General features: G+C 63.5%; 26 protein-coding genes. 23 read left to right on the top strand and 3 right to left on the bottom strand.

The window, feature by feature from the left end; genetic code table 11:
* Nucleotides 1-9 precede the first annotated feature (9 nt).
* From soxB to AC56DV_RS28840, 5 genes are all read left to right on the top strand, one after another.
* A complete protein-coding gene (soxB, locus tag AC56DV_RS28820; protein ID WP_496317640.1) occupies nucleotides 10-1,722 on the top strand; it encodes a thiosulfohydrolase SoxB in 1,713 nt (570 codons plus the stop codon).
* Nucleotides 1,719-2,204, top strand: coding sequence for a TlpA family protein disulfide reductase (locus AC56DV_RS28825; protein ID WP_496317641.1), 486 nt, complete (start codon nucleotides 1,719-1,721; stop codon nucleotides 2,202-2,204). Before soxB ends, AC56DV_RS28825 begins: the two co-directional genes overlap by 4 nt.
* A 20-nt stretch (nucleotides 2,205-2,224) precedes the next feature.
* Nucleotides 2,225-2,758, top strand: a complete 534-nt coding sequence (locus tag AC56DV_RS28830; protein ID WP_496317642.1) for a thioredoxin fold domain-containing protein — start codon at nucleotides 2,225-2,227, stop codon at nucleotides 2,756-2,758.
* The gene (locus AC56DV_RS28835) at nucleotides 2,755-3,261 is read left to right on the top strand and encodes a GlcG/HbpS family heme-binding protein (protein WP_496317643.1); all 507 of its coding nucleotides are present in this window, start codon (nucleotides 2,755-2,757) and stop codon (nucleotides 3,259-3,261) included. The genes AC56DV_RS28830 and AC56DV_RS28835 overlap by 4 nt, the downstream gene beginning before the upstream one ends.
* Before the next feature lie 97 nt (nucleotides 3,262-3,358).
* A complete protein-coding gene (locus AC56DV_RS28840) occupies nucleotides 3,359-3,916 on the top strand; it encodes a DUF302 domain-containing protein (protein WP_496317644.1) in 558 nt (185 codons plus the stop codon).
* Here AC56DV_RS28840 and AC56DV_RS28845 read toward each other — a convergent pair whose 3' ends face one another.
* Nucleotides 3,917-4,282 (bottom strand): hypothetical protein, encoded by a 366-nt coding sequence (locus AC56DV_RS28845; RefSeq protein WP_496317645.1) that lies wholly within the window; start codon nucleotides 4,280-4,282, stop codon nucleotides 3,917-3,919.
* A 288-nt stretch (nucleotides 4,283-4,570) separates the two neighbouring features.
* Between AC56DV_RS28845 and rpsB the strand changes: the two genes are divergently transcribed.
* The 17 genes from rpsB (at nucleotide 4,571) to AC56DV_RS28930 (ending at nucleotide 21,224) form a co-directional block, all read left to right on the top strand.
* Complete coding sequence (gene rpsB / locus AC56DV_RS28850; protein WP_496317646.1) at nucleotides 4,571-5,323, top strand: 30S ribosomal protein S2; 753 nt, start codon at nucleotides 4,571-4,573, stop codon at nucleotides 5,321-5,323.
* Between the two features lie 150 nt (nucleotides 5,324-5,473).
* Nucleotides 5,474-6,388, top strand: a complete 915-nt coding sequence (gene tsf / locus AC56DV_RS28855) for a translation elongation factor Ts (protein WP_057157158.1) — start codon at nucleotides 5,474-5,476, stop codon at nucleotides 6,386-6,388.
* Nucleotides 6,389-6,552: 164 nt separating this feature from the next.
* Nucleotides 6,553-7,269 carry a UMP kinase gene (gene pyrH, locus AC56DV_RS28860; protein WP_496317647.1) on the top strand — a complete coding sequence of 239 codons (717 nt, stop codon included), beginning with the start codon at nucleotides 6,553-6,555 and terminating at the stop codon, nucleotides 7,267-7,269.
* 41 nt (nucleotides 7,270-7,310) lie between these two features.
* Nucleotides 7,311-7,871: a ribosome recycling factor gene (frr, locus tag AC56DV_RS28865; protein WP_496317648.1), complete on the top strand. Its 561-nt coding sequence runs from the start codon at nucleotides 7,311-7,313 to the stop codon at nucleotides 7,869-7,871.
* Between the two features lie 119 nt (nucleotides 7,872-7,990).
* Nucleotides 7,991-8,743, top strand: a complete 753-nt coding sequence (gene uppS / locus AC56DV_RS28870; RefSeq protein ID WP_496317649.1) for a polyprenyl diphosphate synthase — start codon at nucleotides 7,991-7,993, stop codon at nucleotides 8,741-8,743.
* The gene (locus tag AC56DV_RS28875) at nucleotides 8,743-9,576 is read left to right on the top strand and encodes a phosphatidate cytidylyltransferase (RefSeq protein ID WP_496317650.1); all 834 of its coding nucleotides are present in this window, start codon (nucleotides 8,743-8,745) and stop codon (nucleotides 9,574-9,576) included. Before uppS ends, AC56DV_RS28875 begins: the two co-directional genes overlap by 1 nt.
* A gap of 8 nt (nucleotides 9,577-9,584) precedes the next feature.
* The gene (ispC, locus tag AC56DV_RS28880; protein WP_496317651.1) at nucleotides 9,585-10,781 is read left to right on the top strand and encodes a 1-deoxy-D-xylulose-5-phosphate reductoisomerase; all 1,197 of its coding nucleotides are present in this window, start codon (nucleotides 9,585-9,587) and stop codon (nucleotides 10,779-10,781) included.
* Nucleotides 10,778-12,136, top strand: coding sequence for an RIP metalloprotease RseP (rseP, locus tag AC56DV_RS28885; protein ID WP_496317652.1), 1,359 nt, complete (start codon nucleotides 10,778-10,780; stop codon nucleotides 12,134-12,136). The genes ispC and rseP overlap by 4 nt, the downstream gene beginning before the upstream one ends.
* 55 nt (nucleotides 12,137-12,191) lie before the next feature.
* A complete protein-coding gene (bamA, locus tag AC56DV_RS28890) occupies nucleotides 12,192-14,522 on the top strand; it encodes an outer membrane protein assembly factor BamA (protein WP_496317653.1) in 2,331 nt (776 codons plus the stop codon).
* 29 nt (nucleotides 14,523-14,551) lie between these two features.
* The gene (locus AC56DV_RS28895) at nucleotides 14,552-15,082 is read left to right on the top strand and encodes an OmpH/Skp family outer membrane protein (protein ID WP_496317654.1); all 531 of its coding nucleotides are present in this window, start codon (nucleotides 14,552-14,554) and stop codon (nucleotides 15,080-15,082) included.
* Nucleotides 15,083-15,110: 28 nt separating this feature from the next.
* The gene (gene lpxD, locus AC56DV_RS28900; RefSeq protein ID WP_496317655.1) at nucleotides 15,111-16,163 is read left to right on the top strand and encodes a UDP-3-O-(3-hydroxymyristoyl)glucosamine N-acyltransferase; all 1,053 of its coding nucleotides are present in this window, start codon (nucleotides 15,111-15,113) and stop codon (nucleotides 16,161-16,163) included.
* The gene (fabZ, locus tag AC56DV_RS28905) at nucleotides 16,160-16,660 is read left to right on the top strand and encodes a 3-hydroxyacyl-ACP dehydratase FabZ (protein WP_496317656.1); all 501 of its coding nucleotides are present in this window, start codon (nucleotides 16,160-16,162) and stop codon (nucleotides 16,658-16,660) included. The genes lpxD and fabZ overlap by 4 nt, the downstream gene beginning before the upstream one ends.
* A complete protein-coding gene (gene lpxA / locus AC56DV_RS28910; RefSeq protein WP_496317657.1) occupies nucleotides 16,660-17,463 on the top strand; it encodes an acyl-ACP--UDP-N-acetylglucosamine O-acyltransferase in 804 nt (267 codons plus the stop codon). The genes fabZ and lpxA overlap by 1 nt, the downstream gene beginning before the upstream one ends.
* Complete coding sequence (gene lpxB / locus AC56DV_RS28915) at nucleotides 17,447-18,601, top strand: lipid-A-disaccharide synthase (protein WP_496317658.1); 1,155 nt, start codon at nucleotides 17,447-17,449, stop codon at nucleotides 18,599-18,601. The genes lpxA and lpxB overlap by 17 nt, the downstream gene beginning before the upstream one ends.
* Nucleotides 18,598-19,224: a ribonuclease HII gene (gene rnhB, locus AC56DV_RS28920; protein WP_496317659.1), complete on the top strand. Its 627-nt coding sequence runs from the start codon at nucleotides 18,598-18,600 to the stop codon at nucleotides 19,222-19,224. The genes lpxB and rnhB overlap by 4 nt, the downstream gene beginning before the upstream one ends.
* A complete protein-coding gene (locus AC56DV_RS28925) occupies nucleotides 19,221-20,006 on the top strand; it encodes a TrmH family RNA methyltransferase (protein ID WP_496317660.1) in 786 nt (261 codons plus the stop codon). The genes rnhB and AC56DV_RS28925 overlap by 4 nt, the downstream gene beginning before the upstream one ends.
* A 21-nt stretch (nucleotides 20,007-20,027) precedes the next feature.
* The gene (locus tag AC56DV_RS28930; protein ID WP_496317661.1) at nucleotides 20,028-21,224 is read left to right on the top strand and encodes an EAL domain-containing response regulator; all 1,197 of its coding nucleotides are present in this window, start codon (nucleotides 20,028-20,030) and stop codon (nucleotides 21,222-21,224) included.
* A gap of 80 nt (nucleotides 21,225-21,304) precedes the next feature.
* Here AC56DV_RS28930 and AC56DV_RS28935 read toward each other — a convergent pair whose 3' ends face one another.
* On the bottom strand, nucleotides 21,305-22,213 hold the full coding sequence (locus tag AC56DV_RS28935) for a helix-turn-helix domain-containing protein (RefSeq protein ID WP_496317662.1): 909 nt from the start codon (nucleotides 22,211-22,213) through the stop codon (nucleotides 21,305-21,307).
* Between the two features lie 22 nt (nucleotides 22,214-22,235).
* Here AC56DV_RS28935 and AC56DV_RS28940 point away from each other — a divergent pair, with 22 nt between their 5' ends.
* Nucleotides 22,236-22,556 carry a DUF2834 domain-containing protein gene (locus AC56DV_RS28940; RefSeq protein WP_496317663.1) on the top strand — a complete coding sequence of 107 codons (321 nt, stop codon included), beginning with the start codon at nucleotides 22,236-22,238 and terminating at the stop codon, nucleotides 22,554-22,556.
* Here AC56DV_RS28940 and ppsR read toward each other — a convergent pair.
* Nucleotides 22,531-23,379: a posphoenolpyruvate synthetase regulatory kinase/phosphorylase PpsR gene (gene ppsR / locus AC56DV_RS28945; protein WP_057157175.1), complete on the bottom strand. Its 849-nt coding sequence runs from the start codon at nucleotides 23,377-23,379 to the stop codon at nucleotides 22,531-22,533. The two genes, AC56DV_RS28940 and ppsR, sit on opposite strands and share 26 nt — an antisense overlap.
* Nucleotides 23,380-23,458 lie beyond the last annotated feature (79 nt).

Genomic DNA, 23,458 nt, shown 5'->3' on the forward strand with positions numbered 1-23,458 from the left:
CCGATGGGTATGAATCGACGCGATTTTATCCAGGTGCTGGGCATTGCGGCGGCCGGCGGCATGGCGCTCAACGCCCGGGGGGCGCTGGCGGCGCAATCGGCCGACGCGCTGTACGCCTTGCCGCGTTACGGAAATGTGCACTTCCTGCACTTCACCGATTGCCACGCGCAGCTCAAGCCGGTGTATTTCCGCGAGCCCAGCGTCAACATCGGCCTCGGCGAAGCCGAGGGCAGGATGCCGCACCTGGTGGGGGAGCACCTGCTGCGCGCGTCCGGCTTCAAGCCGAATACGCCGCAGGCGCACGCCTTCACCAGCCTTGATTTCGAGCGCGCGGCGGCCACTTACGGCAAGGTGGGCGGCTTTGCGCACCTGGCCACGCTGGTCAAGCGTATGAAGGCCTCGCGCCCCGGCGCCTTGCTGCTGGACGGCGGCGACACCTGGCAGGGTTCCGCCACCGCGCTGTGGACCAAGGGCCAGGACATGGTGGACGCCTGCCTGGCGCTGGGCGTGGACGTGATGACGGCGCACTGGGAAATGACGCTGGGCGACAAGCGGGTGCAGGAGATCGTCGACAAGGACTTCAAGGGCAAGGTCGATTTCGTGGCCCAGAACATCAAGACCAACGACTTCGGCGACCAGGTATTCAGCCCCTACACCATGAAGGAGATGAATGGCGTGCAGGTGGCGGTGATAGGCCAGGCCTTCCCGTACACGCCCATCGCCAATCCGCGCCACTTCATTCCCGACTGGAGCTTCGGCATCCAGGAGGAGAGCATGCAGAAGACGGTGGATGAGGCGCGCGCCAAGGGCGCCAAGGTGGTGGTGGTGCTGTCGCATAACGGCATGGACGTGGACTTGAAAATGGCCTCGCGCGTGCGCGGCATCGACGCCATCATGGGCGGCCACACGCACGACGGCGTGCCGGCGCCGGTCATCGTCAGCAATGGCGGCGGCAAAACGCTGGTGACCAATGCGGGCAGCAACAGCAAATTCCTCGGCGTGCTGGACTTCGACGTGCGCGGCGGGCAGGTGCAGGGCTACCAGTACCGCCTGCTGCCGGTGTTCTCCAACATCCTGCCGGCGGACCGGGAGATGGACGCGCTGATTACCCGCATCCGCGCGCCGTACGAGGGCAAGCTGAACGAACGGCTGGCGGTGACCGAGGGCACCTTGTACCGCCGGGGCAATTTCAACGGCAGTTTCGACCAGCTGATTGTCGATGCGCTGATGGACGTGAAGCAGGCCGAAATCGCCTTCTCGCCCGGCTTCCGCTGGGGCACTTCGCTGCTGCCGAACAGTCCCATCCTGATGGAGCACCTGATGGACCAGACGGCGACCACTTACTCGCACACTACCGTGTCCGAACTGAGCGGCGCCACCATCAAGACCATCATGGAGGACGTGGCCGACAATCTGTTCAACCCGGACCCGTACTACCAGCAGGGCGGCGACATGGTGAGGGTAGGGGGTATGACCTACGCCATCGATCCGAAAGCGAAGATGGGCGCGCGCATCCAGGACATGCGCCTGAACGGCAAGCCGATCGACGCGGCCAAGGTGTACAAGGTGGCCGGTTGGGCGCCGGTGGCCGAGGGCGCGAGCGGCGAGCCGGTGTGGGACGTGGTGGGCACGTGGCTGCGCAGCCAGAAGACGGTCAAGCCGCGCAAGCTGAACGCGCCGCGCCTGATCGGGGTGCAGGGCAATCCGGGCATACTGGCATGATGCGCGGCGCGCTGGCATGGCTTGCCGCCTGCGTGCTGGCGGTGCAGCCCGGTTTGTCCGCCGCCACGCCACGCCTGCCCGCATTTACCGCGCTGGACGGCACGGCGGTTGCGCCTGCGCGCCTCATGGGCAAAACCACGGTGGTGGCGTTCTTCTCCAGCACCTGCCCGTTTTGCATGAACGAGGCGCCCAAGCTGCAAAAGCTGTACCGCGACAACCGCCAGGTGCTCGAAGTGGTGGGCGTCAACATCGAGGCGGGCGATCCGGCGCAGGCGGCCAAGGCGGCTGCCTGGGTGCGAAAGTACGGGCTGACCCATCCGGTAACGCTGGACTACCGCGCCTTCGAATCGGCGCTTGGCAAGCCGAAAGGCATCCCGGCGCTGTATGTGTTCGACCGCCAGGGCAGGCTGGCAAGAACTGAAATAGGCGAGATGCTCGACGAGGACTTCGACGACATCGCCCGCGACGCGCGCAAGCCATGAAGACGGCGCTGGCGGCGGTCATGCTGGCCACATTGGCCTCTTTTTTTGCCATCTCAGACGCCTCGACCGCGTCAGCCGCCGCGCCCGCCGCCATCGCCAATGCCGGCGCCCCGGCCGCGGCGCTGGCGCCTCAAGTACCGCCAATACCGCTGGCGTCCAACCTGCAGCGCGACAGCCGCCATGCCGCGCGGACAGGGATGCCGCTGGTGCTGTTCTTCTCGCTGCCTGACTGCCGCTATTGCCACACCGTGCGCCACAACTACCTCGCTCCCATGCTGCACAGCGCCTATACCATCCGCGAAATCGAGGTTGGCGGCGGCGTTGCCGCCACCGGACTGGAAGGCGCCGCCACCAGCCACGCCGCGCTGGCTCGCCAATTTGGCGTGCGTTTCGCGCCAACCGTCCTGTTTGTCGGTCCGAACGGCGCCGAGCTCGCGCCGCCGCTGAAAGGCGGCGACACGGCAGGCATGTACGGCGCCTACCTCGACGCCCGCCTCGCCACCGCGCGGCAAGCCATCTCCGCCACATCACCACCCGAAAGGACCGCCCCATGAAGCACGCCATCGCCAGCGCACTGGCCGCCGCCGCCATCCTCCCGGGAGCGCCTTCCTCCGTCCTGGCCGCCGACGCCAGCTACGCCATCCGCCTGATGACGCCCGAAACCGCACTGAAAGCCGCGTCCGCCGCGCTGGCAGCCTGCCGCAGCGGCGGCTTCCAGGTGGCGGTGGCCGTGGTGGACCGCAGCGGCCAGATCCAGGCGGTGCTGCGCGACCGGTTCGCTGGCGCGCACACCCCGGAAACCGCCATCAACAAAGCCTGGACCGCCGCCAGCTTCAAGATGAACACCACCGAGCTGGCCAAGGCCACGCTGCCGGGTTCGGCCTCCAGCGGCATCCGCGAAATCCCCCGCGTGGCGGCCATCGGCGGCGGCCTGCTGATCGAAGCGGCCGGTGCGCCCTACGGCGCCATCGGCATCTCCGGCGCCCCGTCCGGCGACCTGGACGACAAATGCGCCCGCGCCGGCCTGGACGCCATCCTGGACGACCTGAACCTTTGATCCGCCGGATTCGGCCGAATCCCGCCGCACGGCCCACTTGCGCGGCGTCCTGCTTGCCACTATGCTCGCGGTTTGCCAGCCACATAAGGGCGCGACCATGCGTAGCACCATCAGGATTCCCGCGACCGGCCTCGCCGCCGCGTGCTGCCTGGCCTTGGTCTTGGCCGGCTGCAGCACGGCTGACACGGTCAGCCCGGGTGGCAGGGGCGCCACGGGACGCGCCGCCGGCCCGGGCAATCCAGCCGCCAGCATCACCTGGGCGCGCAAAGTGCGGCCCGGCGTCACGATAACCGAAATAGAAGACGCCTTCGCCAGCGTGGCGGCAGAAGACAACATCCGCGCGGTGGGCGAGCTGCCCCTGTCCAAGGAGCTGGAACTGCGCTCCGGCAAGCCCGGCAAATTCCTCAAAGTGTATTCCTACTGCGACCCCGCAGCCGCCCGCACCATGGTCGACTTCAACCCCAGCATGGCCGCGCTGCTGCCGTGCCGGATCTCCGTGGTCGAGCAGGACGACGGCCTGTGGATCTACACCATGGACATGGATATGTTAATTGACATGCAAGGCGAGCTGCCGCCTCATGTCGGCGCCACCGTGCAGCGCGTGCGCGCCACCATCCTGAAAATGCTGGAACGCGGCGCGCGCGGCGAGTTCTGATCAGGAGAGCCGCCCGAAGGTCAGGAACAGCCAGGCGGCGGTAATCACTACCATGCCGGAAATGGTGACGCAGGACCAGGTGAAGAACCAGGCCGACAGCAGCGTGGCCTGCAGCGCGCGCTCGAACAGGAAGCCCAGCGCGAAATCGAGGGCCGCCACCACCGACCAGCGCCGCAGGTAGACCGGCAGGTAGCGGCTCATGAAGCGGTTGTGCGCCAGCGCCGCGTGCCGCTCAAAGAGGTCGCGCGCCGCGCTCACGTCCCTGAACAGCCAGTCGAAGAACATGAAGCGGTAGAGCAGGGTCCGGAACGGCATGGCCGGGCGTTGATCTTCCTGAAGGTCGGGCTGCGACGCGTCCTTGTCCATGGGCTCTCCAAGTTGAGTTGAAGATGAGAGTGGCGATGCCGTTTCGCTCATCATACGCCTGTCGCGCAACGCCGCGCGCGCGAAATTGCATCCAATGCAAGCTTATTGGCCCGAAAGCCGTCGCCGCACTTGCCTGAAACGGTGTTTTCAGAGTAGAATTTCGGGTTGCTTGAATTCGTTTTTGAGCAACGTAGTAAATCCTTAAATTTTTTAAACGCGAATCCGGTCGCCAAGGGTGCCTGTCAAAGGGTGACTGATCGGATTCCAGACCCAAACCCTGGAGCTAATATGTCCGTAACTATGCGTGAAATGCTGGAAGCCGGTGTCCACTTCGGTCACCAAACCCGTTTCTGGAACCCAAAGATGGCTCCGTTCATCTTCGGCCACCGCAACAAAATCCACATCATCAACCTGGAAAAAACCATGGGCATGTACCAGGAGGCGATGAAGCACGTTCGCCAACTGGCATCGAGCCGTGGCACCATCCTGATGGTGGGCACCAAGCGTCAAGCGCGCGAAATCATCGCTGCTGAAGCGCAACGTGCTGGCGTTCCTTACGTTGACCAGCGTTGGCTGGGCGGCATGCTGACCAACTTCAAAACGATCAAGACCTCGATCAAGCGCCTGAAAGACATGGAAGCCCAGATCGAAGACGGTTCCGTTGAGAAGCTGTCGAAGAAAGAAGCGCTGATGTTCCAACGCGAGATGGTCAAGCTGCAAAAGTCCATCGGCGGTATCAAGGAAATGGGCGGCGTTCCTGACGCAATCTTCGTCGTGGACGTTGGCTACCACAAAGGCGCCATCACCGAAGCCGCTAAACTGGGCATCCCAGTCATCGGCGTGGTCGATACCAACCACTCCCCAGAAGGCGTAACCTACGTCATTCCAGGCAACGACGACTCCTCGAAAGCGATCACGCTGTACGCTCGCGGTGTGGCCGACGCCATCATCGAAGGCCGTGCAAATTCGACCGCCGACGTGCTGGAAACGATCAAGACCGCATCTGGCGACGAGTTCGTAGAAGTTAGCGAACAAGCCTAATTGGCTGCCTGCCGCAAGGCAGGCTTCCAAGCAGCAAATCAGCAGTTTAAAAGGGGTGGCATCTGCTCCCCCTTTTTTTTAACGACAGCGTATGGGCGTGCAGGCTTGCGAGCCACCCCATACCACTCATCGAATACACAGGAGAATTACATGGCAGCTATTACTGCAGCGATGGTAGGCGAACTGCGCGCGAAGACCGACGCGCCTATGATGGAATGCAAGAAAGCCCTGACCGAAGCCGAAGGCAACATGGACAAGGCCGAAGAACTGCTGCGCGTTAAGCTGGGCGGCAAGGCTTCCAAGGCTTCCTCGCGCATCACCGCCGAAGGCGTGGTGGCAACCTACATCGCCAACGGCGTTGGCGCCCTGATCGAAGTCAACTCCGAGACCGACTTCGTTGCTAAAAACGACGACTTCCTGAACCTGGCCAACACCGCGGCCCGCCTGGTTGCCGAAAACAACCCGGCCACCGTGGAAGCCCTGCTGGCCCTGCCAGCCGGCGAAGGCAAGACCCTGGACGAAGTGCGCACCGCCCTGATCGGCAAAATCGGCGAAAACATGTCGATCCGCCGCTTCCAGCGTTTCGAAACCACCGCCAAGCTGGCGTCGTACCTGCACGGCACCCGCATCGGCGTGATGGTTGAGTTCGAAGGCGCGGACGACCAGGTCGGCAAAGACGTGGCCATGCACATCGCCGCAATGAAGCCAGTGTCGCTGTCGGCTGACCAGGTGCCTGCCGAACTGATCGAAAAAGAGCGCTCGGTTGCCCAGGCTAAAGCTGACGAAGATGCAGCCCAGGCCGCAGCCGCCGGCAAGCCAGCCCAGTCGGCTGACATCGTTGCCAAGCGTCTGGAAGGTTCCGTGCAGAAGTTCCTGAAAGAAGTGTCCCTGCTGAACCAGGCCTTCGTCAAGAACGACAAGCAGACCATCGAAGCCATGCTGAAAGCGAACAACGCATCCGTGAAAGCCTTCACGATGTACGTGGTTGGCGAAGGCATCGAGAAGAAGGTAGACGATTTCGCTGCTGAAGTTGCAGCGCAAATGGCCGCCTCCAAAGGCGCATAATTAAAAGCGGGCCGCAAGGCCCGTTTTTTTAAGCCCAAACCACTTGCTTGTTGCTTGAATGCAAGCGAGTGGTGCAGCAAGCGGAGGTGCGGGTATCATATGCGTCGCATAACCTCGCCTCCGTCCGCCACACCCGAATAAACCCAACTAAGGAGCCCCAGCTCATGTCAAAACCAGCCTACAAGCGCGTCCTCCTCAAATTGTCCGGCGAAGCCCTGATGGGCGACGATGCCTACGGCATCAACCGCGGCACGATCGAGCGCATGGTGGCCGATGTGGCCGAGGTAGCGAAACTGGGCGTGGAACTGGCAGTAGTGATCGGCGGCGGCAACATCTTCCGCGGCGTTGCGCCCGGCGCCCAAGGCATGGACCGCGCCACTGCGGACTACATGGGCATGCTGGCCACCGTGATGAACGCGCTGGCCCTGGCCGACGCCATGAAGCACGCCGGCGTGACCGCGCGCGTGATGTCGGCCATCGGCATCGACCAGGTGGTCGAGCCCTATGTGCGCCCGAAAGCGCTGCAATACCTGGAAGAGGGCAAGGTTGTCGTGTTCGCCGCAGGCACCGGCAATCCCTTCTTCACCACCGACACGGCCGCCGCCCTGCGCGGCTCGGAAATCAGCGCGGAAATCGTGCTGAAAGCGACCAAGGTGGACGGCATCTACACCGCCGACCCGAAAAAAGACGCGAACGCGACCCTGTTCCACACGATCTCGTTCGACGAAGCCATCGCCAAGCACCTGCAAGTGATGGATGCGACCGCATTCGCGCTGTGCCGCGACCAGAAACTGCCGATCAAAGTGTTCTCCATCACCAAGCCGGGCGCGCTGATGCGCGTGATTATGGGCGAGGATGAGGGTACACTGGTTCACGTTTGATTTTTTACCAAGATACTTTTCAAGTTATACAGGAGCACAGCATGTCCGTAGCTGACGTTAAAAAGAACGCGCAAGACCGCATGGTCAAGTCGATCGAGACGCTGAAGGGCGACCTGGCCAAGGTCCGCACCGGCCGCGCCCACACCGGCATCCTCGACCACGTGATGGTGGAGTACTATGGCAACCCGACCCCGCTGAGCCAGGTGGCCAACCTGACCCTGGTGGATGCGCGCACCATCGGCGTGACGCCGTTCGAGAAGAAGATGGGCGCCACCATCGAGAAAGCCATCCGCGACGCCGACCTGGGCCTGAACCCGTCGTCGCAGGGCGACCAGATCCGCGTGCCGACCCCGGCCCTGACCGAAGAGCGCCGCAAGGAGATGGTCAAGCTGGTCAAGAGCGAAGGCGAAGACGCCAAGATCGCCGTGCGCAACATCCGCCGCGACGCCAACGAAACGCTGAAGAAGCTGGTGAAGGACAAGGCCATCTCGGAAGACGACGAGCGCCGTGGTTCGGACGACATCCAGAAGCTGACCGACAAGGCCATCGTCGACATCGACAAGCTGCTGGCTGAAAAAGAGAAAGAAGTGCTGACCGTCTAAGCTCAGTACGGTTACATTACGGTTACAGTACGGGGAATAACCCGTATCGGAAACAGGGGACGGGCCGCACCAGGCGGCCTGTCCCCATTGTGGCGACACCTTTTTTGGCTTTAGAGTTCATGAAATATTCGAGTTCGACGACTGCGGTTCCGGATGCGCCCAAGGTGCCCCGCCACGTTGCCATCATCATGGACGGCAACGGACGTTGGGCGACCAAGCGTTTCCTGCCGCGTGTCGCCGGCCACGTCAAAGGCGTGGAAGCGGTGCGCAAAGTAGTGGAGGGCTGCGCGCTGCGCGGCGTGGAATACGTGACCCTGTTCGCCTTCAGTTCCGAGAACTGGCGCCGGCCGGAAGAGGAAGTGTCGCTGCTGATGCGCTTGTTCGTCACCGCGCTCGAGCGCGAAGTGTCCAAGCTGCACGCGAATAACATCCGCCTCAAGGTGGTGGGCGACCTGAGCCGTTTCGACGAGAAACTGCGCGGCATGATCGCCGCCGCCGAGCGCAAGACCGCCAACAACACCCGCCTGACCGTCACCATCTGCGCCAACTACGGCGGCCGCTGGGACATCATGCAGGCGGTCGGCAAGATGGTGGCCGCCCACCCCGGCGCCACCGATTTCAGCGAAGAGCAGCTGGCGCCGCACCTGGCCATGGCCTACGCGCCCGAGCCGGACCTGTTCATCCGCACCGGCGGCGAAGAGCGCATCTCCAACTTCCTGCTGTGGCAGCTGGCCTATACCGAGCTGTTTTTCACCGACACCTACTGGCCCGACTTCAACGTCGAGAGCCTGGACGCGGCCATCGCGTCCTACCAGAACCGGGAGCGCCGCTTCGGCCGCACCGGCGACCAACTGGCCGAGAAGACCACCTGATGCTCAAAACCCGGATTATCACCGCTGTCGCGCTGCTGGCGGTCCTGCTGCCCGTGCTGTTCTTCAACTACTATCCGGCCGTGGCCGTGGTGGTGCTGGCCTTCTTCGGCGCGGCGGTGTGGGAGAGCTTCCGGCTGTTCCAGACCCCCCGGCCGCTGCTGGCGGCGGCGGTGTGGGCGGCGGCCTTCGGCTACACCTTTTTGCTGCACGGCCTGAGCGGCCCGGTCACGTTCTGGCTGGCGCTCGGTTTCGCCATCTGGCTGCTGCGCTTCACGCCCACGCTGTACACCGGCCTGCCGCCCAGCGAAAGCCTGGGCAACAAGATGCTCAGCGTGGTGTACGCCATCACCTTGGTGAGCTGCTTCGTGGCCATCCTGGCGCTGTACCTGAAGTCGCCGCTGTTCCTCATCTCGGCCATGGCGCTGGTGTGGATCGCCGACATCGGCGCCTACTTCAGCGGCAAGGCCTTCGGCAAGCGCAAGCTGGCGCCCACCATTTCGCCCGGCAAGTCCTGGGAAGGCGCCATCGGCGGCTGCATCGCCGTGGTGCTGCTGTCGGCCGTGAGCGTGCTGGCCGCGCCGTCCTTCCCCTGGCTGCAGGACACCTTCGTGGTCACGCTGCAGGCCAGGCGCGGCTGGGGCTTGACCATTATTATCCTGGTCGTGATCTGCGCGTTCAGCGTGATCGGCGACCTGTTTGAATCCATGCTGAAACGCCGCGCCGGCGCCAAGGACAGCAGCAACCTGCTGCCGGGCCACGGCGGCGTGCTGGACCGTATTGACGCCCTGGTGCCAGTGCTGCCGCTGGCCGCGCTGATCGCCGGCTGGGCATAAGGAGTACCATGCAACGCATCACCATTCTAGGCGCCACCGGCTCCATCGGCGTCTCCACGCTGGACGTGCTGGCGCGCCACCCGGAGCGCTACTCGGTCTACGCGCTGAGCGCGCACAGCCGCGTGGAAGAGCTGGCCGCGCAGTGCGAACAGTTCAAACCGGCCCGCGCCGTGGTCGGCACTGCCGCCGCCGCCGCGCAGCTGCAGGCGCTGCTGCAGGCGAAAGGCTTGCGCACCGAAGTCGAATACGGCGAGCAGGCGCTGTGCGCCATCGCCAGCGCCGCTGAAACCGATACCGTGATGGCCGCCATCGTCGGCGCCGCCGGCCTGGCGCCCACCCTGGCCGCCGCGCGTGCCGGCAAGAAGGTGCTGCTGGCGAACAAGGAAGCGCTGGTCATGTCCGGCCAGCTGTTCATGGACGCGGTGCACGAGAGCGGGGCGGTGCTGCTGCCCATTGACAGCGAGCACAACGCCATCTTCCAGTGCCTGCCGCAGCATTACAGCCGCGTGCCGGGCGCTTGCGGGGTCACCAAGATCCTGCTGACCGCTTCCGGCGGCCCCTTCCTCAAGCGCGCCGTCGACACGCTCGACACGGTCACGCCGGACGAGGCCTGCAAGCATCCGAAATGGTCGATGGGCCGCAAGATCTCGGTCGACTCGGCCACCATGATGAACAAGGGCCTGGAAGTGATCGAGGCGCACTGGCTGTTCGGCGCCTCCGCCGAGCAGATCGAAGTGGTGATCCATCCGCAGTCGGTGGTGCACTCCATGGTGTCCTACAACGACGGCTCGGTGCTGGCCGAACTGGGCAACCCGGACATGCGTACCCCGATCGCGCACGCGCTGGCCTACCCGGAGCGCATCGCTTCCGGGGTGGCGCAGCTGGACCTGGCGCAGGTGGGCACCTTGCAGTTCGAACGTCCCGACTTCGTGCAGTTCCCCTGCCTGGCGCTGGCTTTTGAGGCGCTGAAGGCCGGCGGCACCGCGCCCGCGCTGCTCAACGCGGCCAACGAGGTGGCGGTGGCCGCCTTCCTCGACAGCCGCATCGGCTTCCGCCAGATCGACCGCGTCATCGCCGAAGTGATGCAGGAGCTGCCGCACGGCGCCGCCGCCAGCATCGCCGCCGTGATGGAGCAGGACGGCCTGGCGCGCGCCGCCGCCGAACGTATTATTAACAGTACTATTGCGGGCTTGCGCACACCATGAACCTGCTCACGACCCTGCTGGCTTTCGCGGTCGCGCTGGGATCGCTGATCATTTTCCATGAGCTGGGCCACTACTGGGTGGCGCGCTGGTGCGGCGTGAAGGTGCTGCGCTTCTCGGTCGGCATGGGCAAGGTGGTGTGGTCGCGCCGCGTGGGCCCGGACCAGACCGAGTGGGCCGTGTCCGCGCTGCCGCTGGGCGGCTACGTCAAGATGCTGGACAGCCGCGAGACCGACATCGGCCCGCTGTCCGAAGCCGACAAGGCGCGCGAGTTCACGCGCCAGAACGTGTGGAAGCGCATCGCCATCGTGGCCGCCGGCCCGCTGGCCAACTTCCTGCTGGCCATCTTCCTGTTCGCCGGCCTGTACATGGCCGGCATTGCCGAACCTTCCTCCAAAGTGGCGCCGCCCGCCGCCGACAGCGCCGCCTTCGCGGCCGGCCTGAAAGGCGGCGACATCGTCACCTCCGTGAACGGCGAGCGCGTGCGCGTATGGTCCGACCTGCGCTGGGCCGTGATCCAGACCGCCATCGACAAGCAGGGCATGGTGCTGGAAGTGGACCGTCCCGGCAGCGGGCGCCACACGCTGAACATTCCGGCCAGCGCCACGCAGGGCATGGACCTGGAGTCCGACGTGGCCGGCAAGCTGGGCTTCGGCCTGGCGCGCCCGCCCGCGCTGCTGGGCGACATCCTGCCGGGCAGCGCCGCCGAACGCGCCGGCCTGCGCAGCGGCGACCTGATCGAAGCCGTCGACGGCAAGCCGGTGGAGGACTGGATCGCCTTCCTCACCGTGGTGCGCGGCTCGAACGGCAAAGCGCTGCGGCTGCAAGGCCTGCGCGGCGGCCCGCGGGGCGGTGAGCGGTTCGAACTGACCGTGACGCCGGATGTGGAGCGTAAAGGATCTGTAACAGTCAGTAAGATCGGCGCTTACGCCGGACAGGGCCCGGATATGATCGAAGTGACCGCCGGGCCGGTGGAGGCGGTGGGCAAGGGCGCCGTCAAGGTGTGGGACACCAGCGTCCTGACCCTGAAAATGATAGGGAAAATGATCGTCGGCGAAGTCTCGTGGAAGAACGTGACCGGCCCTATCACCATTGCGGACTACGCCGGACAGACCGCACGGATAGGCGTTGCCAGCTACCTGAGCTTCATTGCCTTCATCAGCATCAGTCTCGGGGTGATGAATTTGCTACCGATTCCCGTTCTTGATGGTGGACTTTTACTGTATTATTCGCTGGAAGTTTTGACCGGGCGTCCAGTGCCGGAGCGTTTTGGCGAGATAGCGCAGCGCCTCGGCGTTGGTCTGCTGGTGACATTAATGGCACTGGCTGTATTCAACGACGTGGCGCGCCTGCTTTAATAAGTTTATGTAGTCTGTAATTTGAGCCATTGATTTGAGCCATCGAATACCACCAATGAAATTATATTCTGACCGTATTGCCTTGCCTTCCTTTCGCCGCAGCCTGATCGGCGCCGCCGCCCTGGCTCTCTGCTCCGGCAGCGCGTTCGCCATCAATCCCTTTGTCGTCAAGGACATCCGTGTCGAAGGCATCCAGCGTACGGAGGCCGGCACGGTCTTCAGCTACCTGCCGGTGCGCGTGGGCGAGACCTTCGACGACAAGAAGAGCGTGGCCGCCATCAAGGGCCTGTACGGTTCGGGTATCTTCAAGGACGTGCGCCTGGAGCAGGACGGCGACGTGCTGGTGGTGATCGTGGAGGAACGCCCGGCGATCGCCAAGGTGGACTTCACCGGCACCAAGGAATTCGAGAAGGACATGCTGGTCAAGGCGCTGAAGGACATCGGCGTGGGCGAGACCAAGACCTTCGACAAGGCGTCGGTGGACCGCGCCGAGCAGGAATTGAAGCGCCAGTACCTGTCGCGCGGCCTGTACGGCGTGAAGGTCACCACCACGGTCACGCCGATCGAGCGTAACCGCGTCAACATCGTGTTCGCGGTGGACGAGGGCGAAATCGCCAAGATCAAGCAGATCAACCTGGTGGGCAACAAGGCTTTCTCCGACAAGGAACTGCGCGAGAACCTGGCGCTGAACACCGGCGGCTGGTTCAGCTGGTACACCAAGGCCAACCAGTACTCCAAGACCAAGCTGACCGGCGACCTGGAATCGCTCAAGTCGTTCTACCTGAACCGCGGCTACATCGAGATGCAGGTCGAATCGACCCAGGTCTCGATCACCCCGGACAAGAAGGACATCTACATCACCATCAACATCAGCGAAGGCGAGAAGTACAAGGTCGCCGACTACAAGTTCGAAGGCGAGATGTTCGGCCGTGAGGAAGAGCTGCGCCAGCTGGTGCTGCTGCGCAAAGGCGAAGTCTATTCGGGCGAGCGCCTGACCGCCACCAACAAGCTGATCACCGACCGCCTGGGCACCTTCGGCTACGCCTTTGCCAACGTCAACGTCGATCCGCAGATCGACCGCGAGAAGCGCGAAGTGAGCTTCACCTTCCTGATCGACCCGGGCAAGCGCGCCTACGTGCGCCACATGAACATCGCCGGCAACACCACCACCCGCGACGAAGTGATCCGCCGCGAGTTCCGCCAGTTCGAGTCGTCCTGGTACGACGCCAACAAGATCAAGCTGACCCGCGACCGCGTGGACCGCCTGGGCTACTTCAAGGACGTGACCATCGACACGCCGGAAGCGCAGGGCACCTCGGACCAGGTGGACGTGCAGCTGACCGTGGTCGAGAAGCCGACCGGTAACTTCCAGATCGGCGGCGCGTTCTCGCAGGCCGAGAAGTTCACCTTCTCGGCGTCGATCCAGCAGGCCAACTTCGCCGGCTCGGGCAACACCGTCGGCATCAACCTGAACACCAGCAAGTACAGCCGCACCATCGAGTTCTCGAACACCAATCCGTACTACACGGATGATGGCGTGAGCCGCTCGTTCGACCTGTACATCCGCACCCTGAACCCGCCCGCGCTGAACATCGGTTCCTACACGATTAAACAGCACGGCGGCCGTATCAGCTGGGGCGTGCCGTTCTCGGAAGTGGACACCGTGTTCTTCGGCGCGGGCCTGGAACGTTCGTCGATCACCACCGACGAAACCAGCCCGGTGCGCTACCAGGACTACGTGCGCGACATCACCGGCAGCCCGGTGGGCACCGCCAAGACCGTGGCCGTGCCGCTGACCGCCGCCTGGGCGCGCGACAGCCGCGACAGCGCCTTGACCCCGACCGTGGGCCAGTACCAGCGCATCAACCTGGAACTGGACGTGGTGGGCGAGTCGAAGTACTTCCGCGCCGTGTACGAGCACCAGCTGTTCAAGCCGCTGCACCCGAAAGTCACGCTGGCCCTGAAGGGCGAGATCGATTACGGCCACGGCATCGGCGACAAGCCGTACCCGGTGTTCAAGAACTTCTACGGCGGCGGCATCGGTTCGGTGCGCGGCTACCTGAGCTCCTCGCTCGGTATCGTCGACACCCGCTACGGCGATGCGCTGGGCGGCGCCTCGCGCCTGATCGGTAACGCCGAACTGCAGATGCCGTTCCCGGGCTCCGGCCAGGACCGCAGCCTGCGCTGGTTCGGCTTCCTTGACGGCGGCCAGGTCTACCAGGAAGGCCAGAAGATGCGCTTCTCGGAGCTGCGCTTCTCCACCGGCCTGGGCGTAAACTGGATTTCCCCGGTTGGTCCGCTGAAGTTGAGTTATGCTAAGCCTTTGAACGCCAAACCTGGCGACCGCCTGGAACGCTTCCAGTTCCAGATGGGTAATGGATTCTAAGGGTACTAACTTTGATTCGGAGAAACACGTTGAAGACTGCTTCCGCTACCGCATCGGCTAAGGCCGCCAAGTATCTGGCCGTGCTTGCACTGGGCTTGAGCGCTTTGGGGCCGGCGCAAGCGCAGTCGTCCAAGATTGCGTGGCTCAGCACCGAGCGGATTTATAACGAATCGCGCCTGGCCAAGCTGGCCGGCGACAAGCTGGCCGAGGAATTCAAGGCGCGCGAGAAGGCCATGCAGGACCTGGCCTCGCGCCTGAAAACCGCGTCCGAGAAGCTGGAGAAGGAACTGCCGGCGCTGGGCGAAGCCGACCGCGTGAAGCGCCAGCGCGAGTACTTCGAACTGGACAAGGAATTCCAGCGCCGCCAGCGCGAGTTCCGCGAAGACTTGAACCAGCGCACCAATGAGGAGCGCGCCGTCATTTCCGACAAGGCCACGCTGATCATCAAGCAGCTGGCGCAGACCGAAGGCTTCGACATCGTGCTGCAGGACGCGGTGTGGGCCAGCCCGCGCATCGACATCACCGACAAGGTGCTGGCGGCGCTCGACAAAAACAAATAGTCACACAGATATAGATTGGAACACCCCGATGGGCACTCGACTAGGAGAATTGGTCGAACGCTTGGGCGGGCAGCTGGTAGGCGATGCGGCACTGGAAGTGTCCGGCATCGCGCCACTGGCGGACGCCGGCGTTTCGCACATCAGCTTTCTCAGCAATAGCAAATTCCGCGCCCAGGCCGGCCAGAGCAAGGCCGCCGCGCTGATCGTCTCCGCACAGGACGACGAGACCGTGGCCGCGACCTACCAGGGCGCGCGCATCATTGTCAAAAACCCCTATGTGTACTTTGCCCGCGCCGCGCAATACTTCGAAGCGCTGACGGCCATCGTGCCCGAGCCGGGCATCCATGCCTCTGCGGCGGTGCACGCCACGGCCAAGGTGGACCCCGGCGCGCACATCGGCCCCTTCGTCAGCATCGAGGCGGGCGCGGTGATCGGCCCCGGCGCGGTGATCGACCACGGCTGCTTCGTCGGCCGCGACGCGCAGGTGGGCGAGGGCACGCACTTCTTCGCCAACGTGACCTTCCATGCGCGCTGCATCATCGGGAAGCGCGGCATCGTCCATTCCGGCGCCGTGATCGGCACCGACGGTTTCGGTTTCGCCAACGAGGGCGGGGTCTACATCAAGATTCCGCAGACCGGCCGCGTGGTCATCGGCGACGACGTCGACATCGGCGCCAACACCACGGTGGACCGCGGCGCGCTGGCGGACACCATTATTGAAGACGGCGTGAAGCTGGACAACCAGATCCAGATCGGCCACAACTGCGTGATCGGCGCGCATACGGCGATGGCGGGCTGCGTCGGCGTGGCGGGCAGCGCCATCATCGGCAAGTACTGCACCTTCGGCGGCGCCGCCATGGTGCTGGGCCACCTGAAAATCGTGGACGGCGTGCACGTCTCGTCCGGCAGCATGGTATCGCGTTCGATACTGGAGCCGGGCCAGTACACCGGCTTCTATCCGTTGGCAAAAAACGCCGATTGGGAAAAATCGGCCGCCATTGTTCGCAATTTGCCGGGAATGCGCGATAAAATCCGCGCGCTGGAAAAAAACATTAAAACAAAAGATCAAGACGAATCATGACCACTACACCTGAATTGAGCACCGCCCCGAAGACCATGGATATCTGCGAGATCAAGGCCTACCTGCCGCACCGCTATCCGCTGCTGCTGGTGGACCGCGTTCTGAACTACGAAGAGAACAAGTCCATCACCGCCATCAAGAACGTCACCGTCAACGAAGAGTTCTTCAACGGCCACTTCCCGCACAAGCCGGTGATGCCGGGCGTGCTGATGATCGAAGCGATGGCGCAGACCGCCGCGCTGCTGTCGTTCAAGTCCATGGGCATCAAGCCGGACGAGAACTCGGTGGTCTACTTCGTCGGCATCGACGGCGCGCGCTTCAAGCGCCCGGTGGGCCCTGGCGACCAGCTGAAGATGGACGTGGAAATCCTGCGCGTGGCGCGCGGCATCTGGAAATACAAGGCAGTCGGCACCGTCGACGGCCAGACCGCCGTGGAAGCTGAACTGATGTGCACCATCCGCAGCAGCACCGACGCGAGCCAGCCAGCGGGGCAGTAATGAGCAACGAATCGGCTAAAATTCATGCTACCGCCATCGTCGACCCGAAAGCGCAGCTCGACAGCAGCGTGACGGTGGGCCCGTACTCGGTGATCGGCCCGAACGTGCGCATCGCGGCCGGCACCAAGGTCGGCCCGCACGTGGTGATCGAAGGCCACACCACCATCGGCCGCGACAACGTGCTGTTCCAGTTCTCGTCCATCGGCGCCGCGCCGCAGGACAAGAAATGGTCGGGCGAGCCGACCCGCCTGGAAATCGGCGACCGCAACACCATCCGCGAATTCTGCACCTTCAACACCGGCACCGTGCAGGACAAGGGCGTGACCAGGCTCGGCAACGACAACTGGATCTCGGCCTACGTCCACCTGGCGCATGATTGCATTGTTGGCAATAACACCATCTTCTCGAACAACGCCCAGATCGCGGGCCACGTGGAGATCGGCGACTGGGTCATCATGAGCGGCTTCGCCAATGTGCACCAGTTCTGCAAGATCGGCGCGCACGCCTTCGTCGGCATGAGCACCAGCCTGACGCAGGACGTGCCGCCATTCGTGCTGCTGAACGGCAATCCGGCAGCGGCGCACGGCGTCAACATCGAAGGCTTGAAACGCCGCGGCTTCACGCGCGAGCAGATCAACGCCATCCGCGCAGCCTACAAAACGCTGTATCGCTCCGGCCTCACGCTGGAAGAGGCCAAGGCGGCCATGCTCGAACAGGAGCATGCCCTGGCCGAGGACGTGGCCGTGCACGCGCGCGCCATGCGCGAATTCCTCGATACGGCGAATCGTGGCATCGTCCGCTGACATATCGGTCGCGGTGGTCGCCGGCGAACCGTCCGGCGACGTGCTGGCGGCGCGCCTGCTGTCCGGCCTGCGGCCGCAGCTGCCGCAGGCGCGCTTCCACGGCATCGGCGGCCCGGCGATGATGGAGCACGGCTTCGAATCGCAATGGCCGATGGACAAGCTGACCGTGCGCGGCCTGCTGGCCGTGATCCCGCGCTACCGCGAAATCAAGGGCATCCAGAACACGCTGCGCGACCAGCTGCTGGCCGAGCGGCCGGACGTCTTCATCGGCGCCGACTATCCCGGCTTCAACCTCGGGCTGGAAGAGCGGCTGAAGGCGGCCGGCATCCCCACCGTGCACTACATCGGGCCGCAGATCTGGGCCTGGCGCGGCGGGCGCATCAAGAAGATCATCCGCGCCGTGTCGCACATGCTGGTGGTGTTTCCCTTCGAGGAAGAGATCTACCGCAAGGCCGGCGTGCCGTGCAGCTACGTCGGCCACCCGCTGGCCGAGCTGGTGCCGCTGGAGCCGGACGAGGCCGGCGCGCGCCGCCAGCTGGGCTTGCCCGAGGTGGCCAACGTGGTCACCATCATGCCGGGCAGCCGCATGTCGGAGATCAAGTACAACACGGTAGCGTTCATGAAGGCGGCACGTTTGCTGAAGAAGCGCGACCGTTCGCTGCATTTCGTGGCGCCGATGGCGGGCGAGAAGCAGCGCCAGTACTTCCTGCAGCTGGTGGCCGAAGCCGGCCTGCAGGACGTCGAGATCAAGCTGCTGGACGGCCAGTCGCACACCGCCATCGCGGCGGCGGACGCGGTGCTGGTCGCCTCCGGCACGGCGTCGCTGGAAGTGGCGCTGTTCAAGAAGCCGATGGTGATCGCTTACAAGATGATGGCGCTGGAATGGCAGATTTTGCGCCATTTTGGCTATCAGCCGTGGATCGGCCTGCCGAATATCCTGGCGCGCGACTTCCTGGTGCCGGAGCTGCTGCAGGACGCGGCCAGCCCGGAGAACCTGGCCGAAGCCATGTGGCGCCAGCTGAGCGACGCGCCGCACCGCCTGAACCTGGCGGAGCGGTTTACCGAGATGCACCACAGCCTGCTGCGCAATAGTGCGCAGGAAAGCGCGGCGGCAGTGATGAAAGTACTGAAGAAATGAAAACTCCCCAACCCGGCCTGTTCGACGATCTGCCGCGCTCGCTTGACGAGATCATTTGCGGCGTGGACGAGGCCGGGCGCGGCCCATTGGCCGGCCCTGTGTTCGCGGCGGCAGTGATCCTGCATCCCGAGCGTCCGATCGAGGGCCTGCGCGACTCCAAGAAACTGACCGAAGCCAAGCGCGACATGCTGGCGCCGCTGATCAAGAGCAATGCGCTGGCCTGGGCCATTGCCGAGGCCTCGGAAGCCGAAATCGACAAGCTCAACATCCTGCAGGCCAGCATGCTGGCCATGAAACGGGCCGTGGAAGCGCTCGGCACCAAGCCGACCCTGGCGCTGATCGACGGCAACCACTGCCCGCGCATGATGATACAGACCATCGCCATCATCGGCGGCGACGACAAGGAAGACGCCATCTCGGCCGCCTCCATCCTCGCCAAGACCGCGCGCGACGCCGCGCTGGTGCGGTTGCACGCCGCCTATCCGCAGTATGCTTTCGACCAGCACAAGGGCTACGGTACCGCGCTGCACCTGGAGCGCCTGCGCGAGCACGGCCCGTCGCCGGTGCACCGCCGCTCGTTCGCACCCGTGCGCGAGCTGCTGTTTATGAATAATCTGTTATGAAAACCATCACCTCGCGCGATAACGCGCAATACAAAGACCTGAAGCACCTGGCCACCAGCTCGCAGGCCCGCAAGAAGGCCGGCCAGACGCTGCTGGACGGCGTGCACCTGTGCCAGGCCTACCTGGAGCTGCGCGGCCTGCCGGTGCAGTGCATCGTCGGCGAATCCGCCCTGAACAACCCGGAAGTGGCTGACATCGTCGGCAAAATCGAGCACCAGCGCGGCCACACCATCGCCTTGCCGGACGCGCTGTACAACGCCGTCAGCCAGGTCGAGCACGGCGTGGGCGTGATGTTCCTGATCGACACCCCCGAGCGCGCCGTGCCGGACGCCATGACGGTCTCGGCCGTGCTGCTGGACAACGTGCAGGACCCCGGCAACGTCGGCTCCATCCTGCGCAGCGCCGCCGCCGCCGGCATCAAGCAGGTGTATTGCAGCGGCGGCACGGCGTTCTGCTGGTCGCCGAAAGTGCTGCGCGCCGCCATGGGCGCCCATTTCGTGCTCGATATCTTTGAAAACGTGGACCTGGCGCCGCTGATGGCCGCCTCCAAAATCCCCACGCTGGCCACCAGCGGCTACGCCAGCACCCGCCTGTACGACGCCGACCTGAGCAAGCCGGTGGCCTGGGTGTTCGGACACGAAGGGCAGGGCGTGGCGGACGATTTGCTGTCCCTGGCGACCCAGACCGTGGTCATCCCCCATCTCGGCCAAGTCGAATCCCTGAACGTTGCCGCATGCGCGGCAGTATGCTTTTTCGAACAAGTCAGGCAGAATCAGCAATAAACTAGTTTCTCTGGAGCAGGCATGGACATCGCGCAGTTGCAGTTTCTGGTAGCGGAAGGGGATCCTGGCCAGCGCCAGGCGCTGGTGGACATGCTGCGCCGCCTTGGCGCGGCCCAGGTTGTCGACGCTCCGGACGGCCACGGCGTGCTGCGCCACCTGAGCGCGGACTTCGTGCCGGCGGTGAATATCGCCATCCTCGACCTGGCGCTGCCGGGCATCGACGCGCTGGAATTGATACGCCGCCTGGCCGAAGCAGGCAGCCGCGCCGGTATTATCGTTGCCGGTGCTCAAAAATCAGACGTGCTGTTTTCGATTGAAACCATGGCTCAGGCTTATGGCGTGGATTTACTCGGCGCCATTGCCAAACCGGTGGGCGAGCAGCGCCTGCAGACCTTAATCAGCAATTACCAGGGAGCGCGCGCCGTTGCCGGCGCCAATCCCGGGCCGGTATTCAGTTTTGCCGAAGTGGGACGCGGATTGCAGGCGCGCGAATTCGATCCATTCTTTCAGCCTAAAATCGAACTGGAAACCGGCCTGGTGAAAGGGCTGGAAATGTTCGCCCGCTGGCGGCATCCGGAACACGGCGTTTTGGGCCCGGCCGCATTCATGCGCGCGCTGGAGGAAAATAAACGCATCGATTTTCTCGACTGGAGCATGATAGAGAAATCGGTGGCCGCCTGCCGCGCGCTGCACGATAAAGGCATTCCGATTTCGGTGTCGATTAATGTGGACCAGGCCACGCTGGCGCATCCGCAATTCATGGCGCAGATCGGCGCCTGCCTGGAACGCCACCGTATATTGGCTGATTATATTACTTTTGAAATGACGGAATCGGCGGTGCTGTCTGCCGAACCGCATTTCCTGGAAAGGCTGCTGCGTTTGCGCATGCAGGGATTCGGTTTGGCGATTGACGATTACGGCACCGGCCGTTCGAATCTGCAATTGCTGGCGGCGGTGCCATTTACCGAATTGAAAATAGACCGCAGTTTCGTCGACGGCGCATCGCGCCGGCGCGCCATCAGCACGGTATTAAAATCCTGCCTCGGCCTGGCGCGCAGCCTGGACCGCCGTTCGGTGGCGGTAGGCGTGGAAACCAAACAGGATTGGGATTTTCTGCAAGGCCTGGGTTGCACTTATGCGCAGGGCTATTACATTGCCAAGCCGATGCCGGTCGAAGAATTCCCGGACTGGCTGAACGACTGGCGCCAGTTCTTTTAATCGGAATCTACTTTCAACAGCGGCCGCAGAGATGCGGCCGCTGTTGTTTCATAGGCAGGCCATGCCAGTTATTGGCGCGATCAAGCTGGTATCGGGCACGAGGGCGGCGTTTCTGCAGACTGGCGCGCGAGTTCGGCTGCCGTGAAATCGTCGGCGGGGAAGAATGTCTCGATGGCCAGTTCCTTCAGCGTTATATCGTGCGGCGTGCCGAAGATGGTAACCGTGCTGATGAAGCTTAATATGCCGAGAGGGCTTCTCAGGCGCAGCGGCAATAATACGCCGAGAGGGTCATATTCCTGGCCGGCAGCATCGTTCCGCAGTGCTGGCAGCGGATAGTCCTCCACTTCGGCAATAAGCGATTTCAAATAAGGATCGCCGGTTGATTCCAGCTGCCGGTTGAGGCGCTCCAATATATGCGTTCGCCATTGCGTGTAATTGATGATGCTGGAACCTAATCCATCCGGATGCAGGCTGAATTTCACAACGTTGACCGGCTCCGCCAGGAAGGCGGGATTGGCCCCGCGCAACGACACGCCCACCGCCTGGTTCATCGCAACAATTTCGTAGCGGCCATTCATCACCAGGCATGGATTCGGCATATGGCTCTTTAAAACAATATCGAGCGAATGCCTGGCCGCCTGCATTTCGGGCGCGTCCAGCGCGCTGATTTTATACATCGGCGCAAAGCCGGCCGCCTCCAAAATGGTATTGCGCTCCCTCGGCGGAATGTTCAACCGGTCCGAAAGGCGCAGCACCATTTCGCGGCTGGGACTGGAGCGGCCGGTTTCCAGGAAGCTTAAATGGCGGGGCGAGAGGTCCGCGCATTCCGCCAGGCCCTGCTGGCTGAGATGCCGCATTTGGCGCCACTCGCGCAAATGTTCGCCGAAAGTTGAATTATTCATGCGGCCCATTCTAACCGGGGAGGGCGGCGCGGGAGCATTACCTTGCAGGTAATGGCGCGTCGAAACGGCGATGCCGATAATGGGCATTCACACCTTGAAAGGAATCATCATGCAGCGTACCCTGATTACCGTCGTCCTGGTTTTGTTCAGCGCCCTGAGTCTGCCGGCGCTGCTGCAGCACGGCTATTTCGGCATCTGGGAAGTGCAGTTCCGCACCTGGGCCGGCATGCAGGTGCTGGCCGACCTGGCCATAGCGCTGGTGCTGGTGCTGACGTGGATATGGAAGGACGCCAGGGCGACGGGGCGCAACCCATGGCCCTGGATCGTGGCCACCCTGACGCTGGGCTCGTTCGCCCCGCTGGTGTATTTGCTGACGCGCCGCCGGCAGGCGGCGCGGGTGGAGGTCAGTACTCGCGCCGGTTCGGCTTGATTTCCTGCAAAATCGTGGTCGAAATCTCCTCGATCGACTTGGTGGTCGAGGACAGCCAGCGGATGCCTTCCCGCTTCATCATCATTTCCGCCTCGTTCACCTCGTAGCGGCAGTTCTCGATGGACGCGTACTTGCTGCCGGCGCGGCGCTCGTTGCGGATCTCGGCCAGCCGCTCCGGGGTGATGGTCAGCCCGAAAATCTTCGATTTGAACTGGTACAGCGAGGACGGCAGCTTGCCGCGCTCGAAATCGTCCGGGATCAGCGGGTAGTTGGCCGCCTTGATGCCGTACTGCATCGCCAGATACAGGCTGGTGGGCGTCTTGCCCGAACGCGACACGCCGACCAGGATCACATCCGCCGACGACAGGTTCTTGTGCGACTGTCCGTCATCATGCGCCAATGAGAAGTTAATCGCCTCGATGCGGTTCTTGTATTCCTCGCTGTCCACGATATTGTGCGAACGGCCGATGGTGTGCGTCGACATCACGCCCAATTCCTGCTCCAGCGGCGCCACGAAAGTCTGGATCAGGTCCATATGCATGCCATTGCATTTGCGGATCACTTCCGACAATTCCGTTTTCACCAGCGTGGAAAAGATAATCGGCCGCTGGCCGTCGGTGGCGGCCGCTTCATTAATCTTGCGGGCCGCGTCATATGCCTTGTCCAGCGTGTCGATAAACGGCAAACGGATCTGGCGGAAGCGCAATTCGAACTGCGTCAGCACGGAATGGCCGAAGGTTTCCGCAGTGATACCGGTGCCGTCGGAGACGAAAAACACGGTGCGCGCGGCGGCGGGGAGGGGCGGACGTTGTTCTTGTGTCATGAGGGAGTGCTTAGAGCTATGTTGTGAATCGTCAATTTGCGCCGCAGGCTGTAGAATGCACAGCAACGGTAAGATTGTG

The sequence above is a fragment of the Massilia sp. BGA-UO-ETr-WB1 genome, from assembly GCF_059567845.1.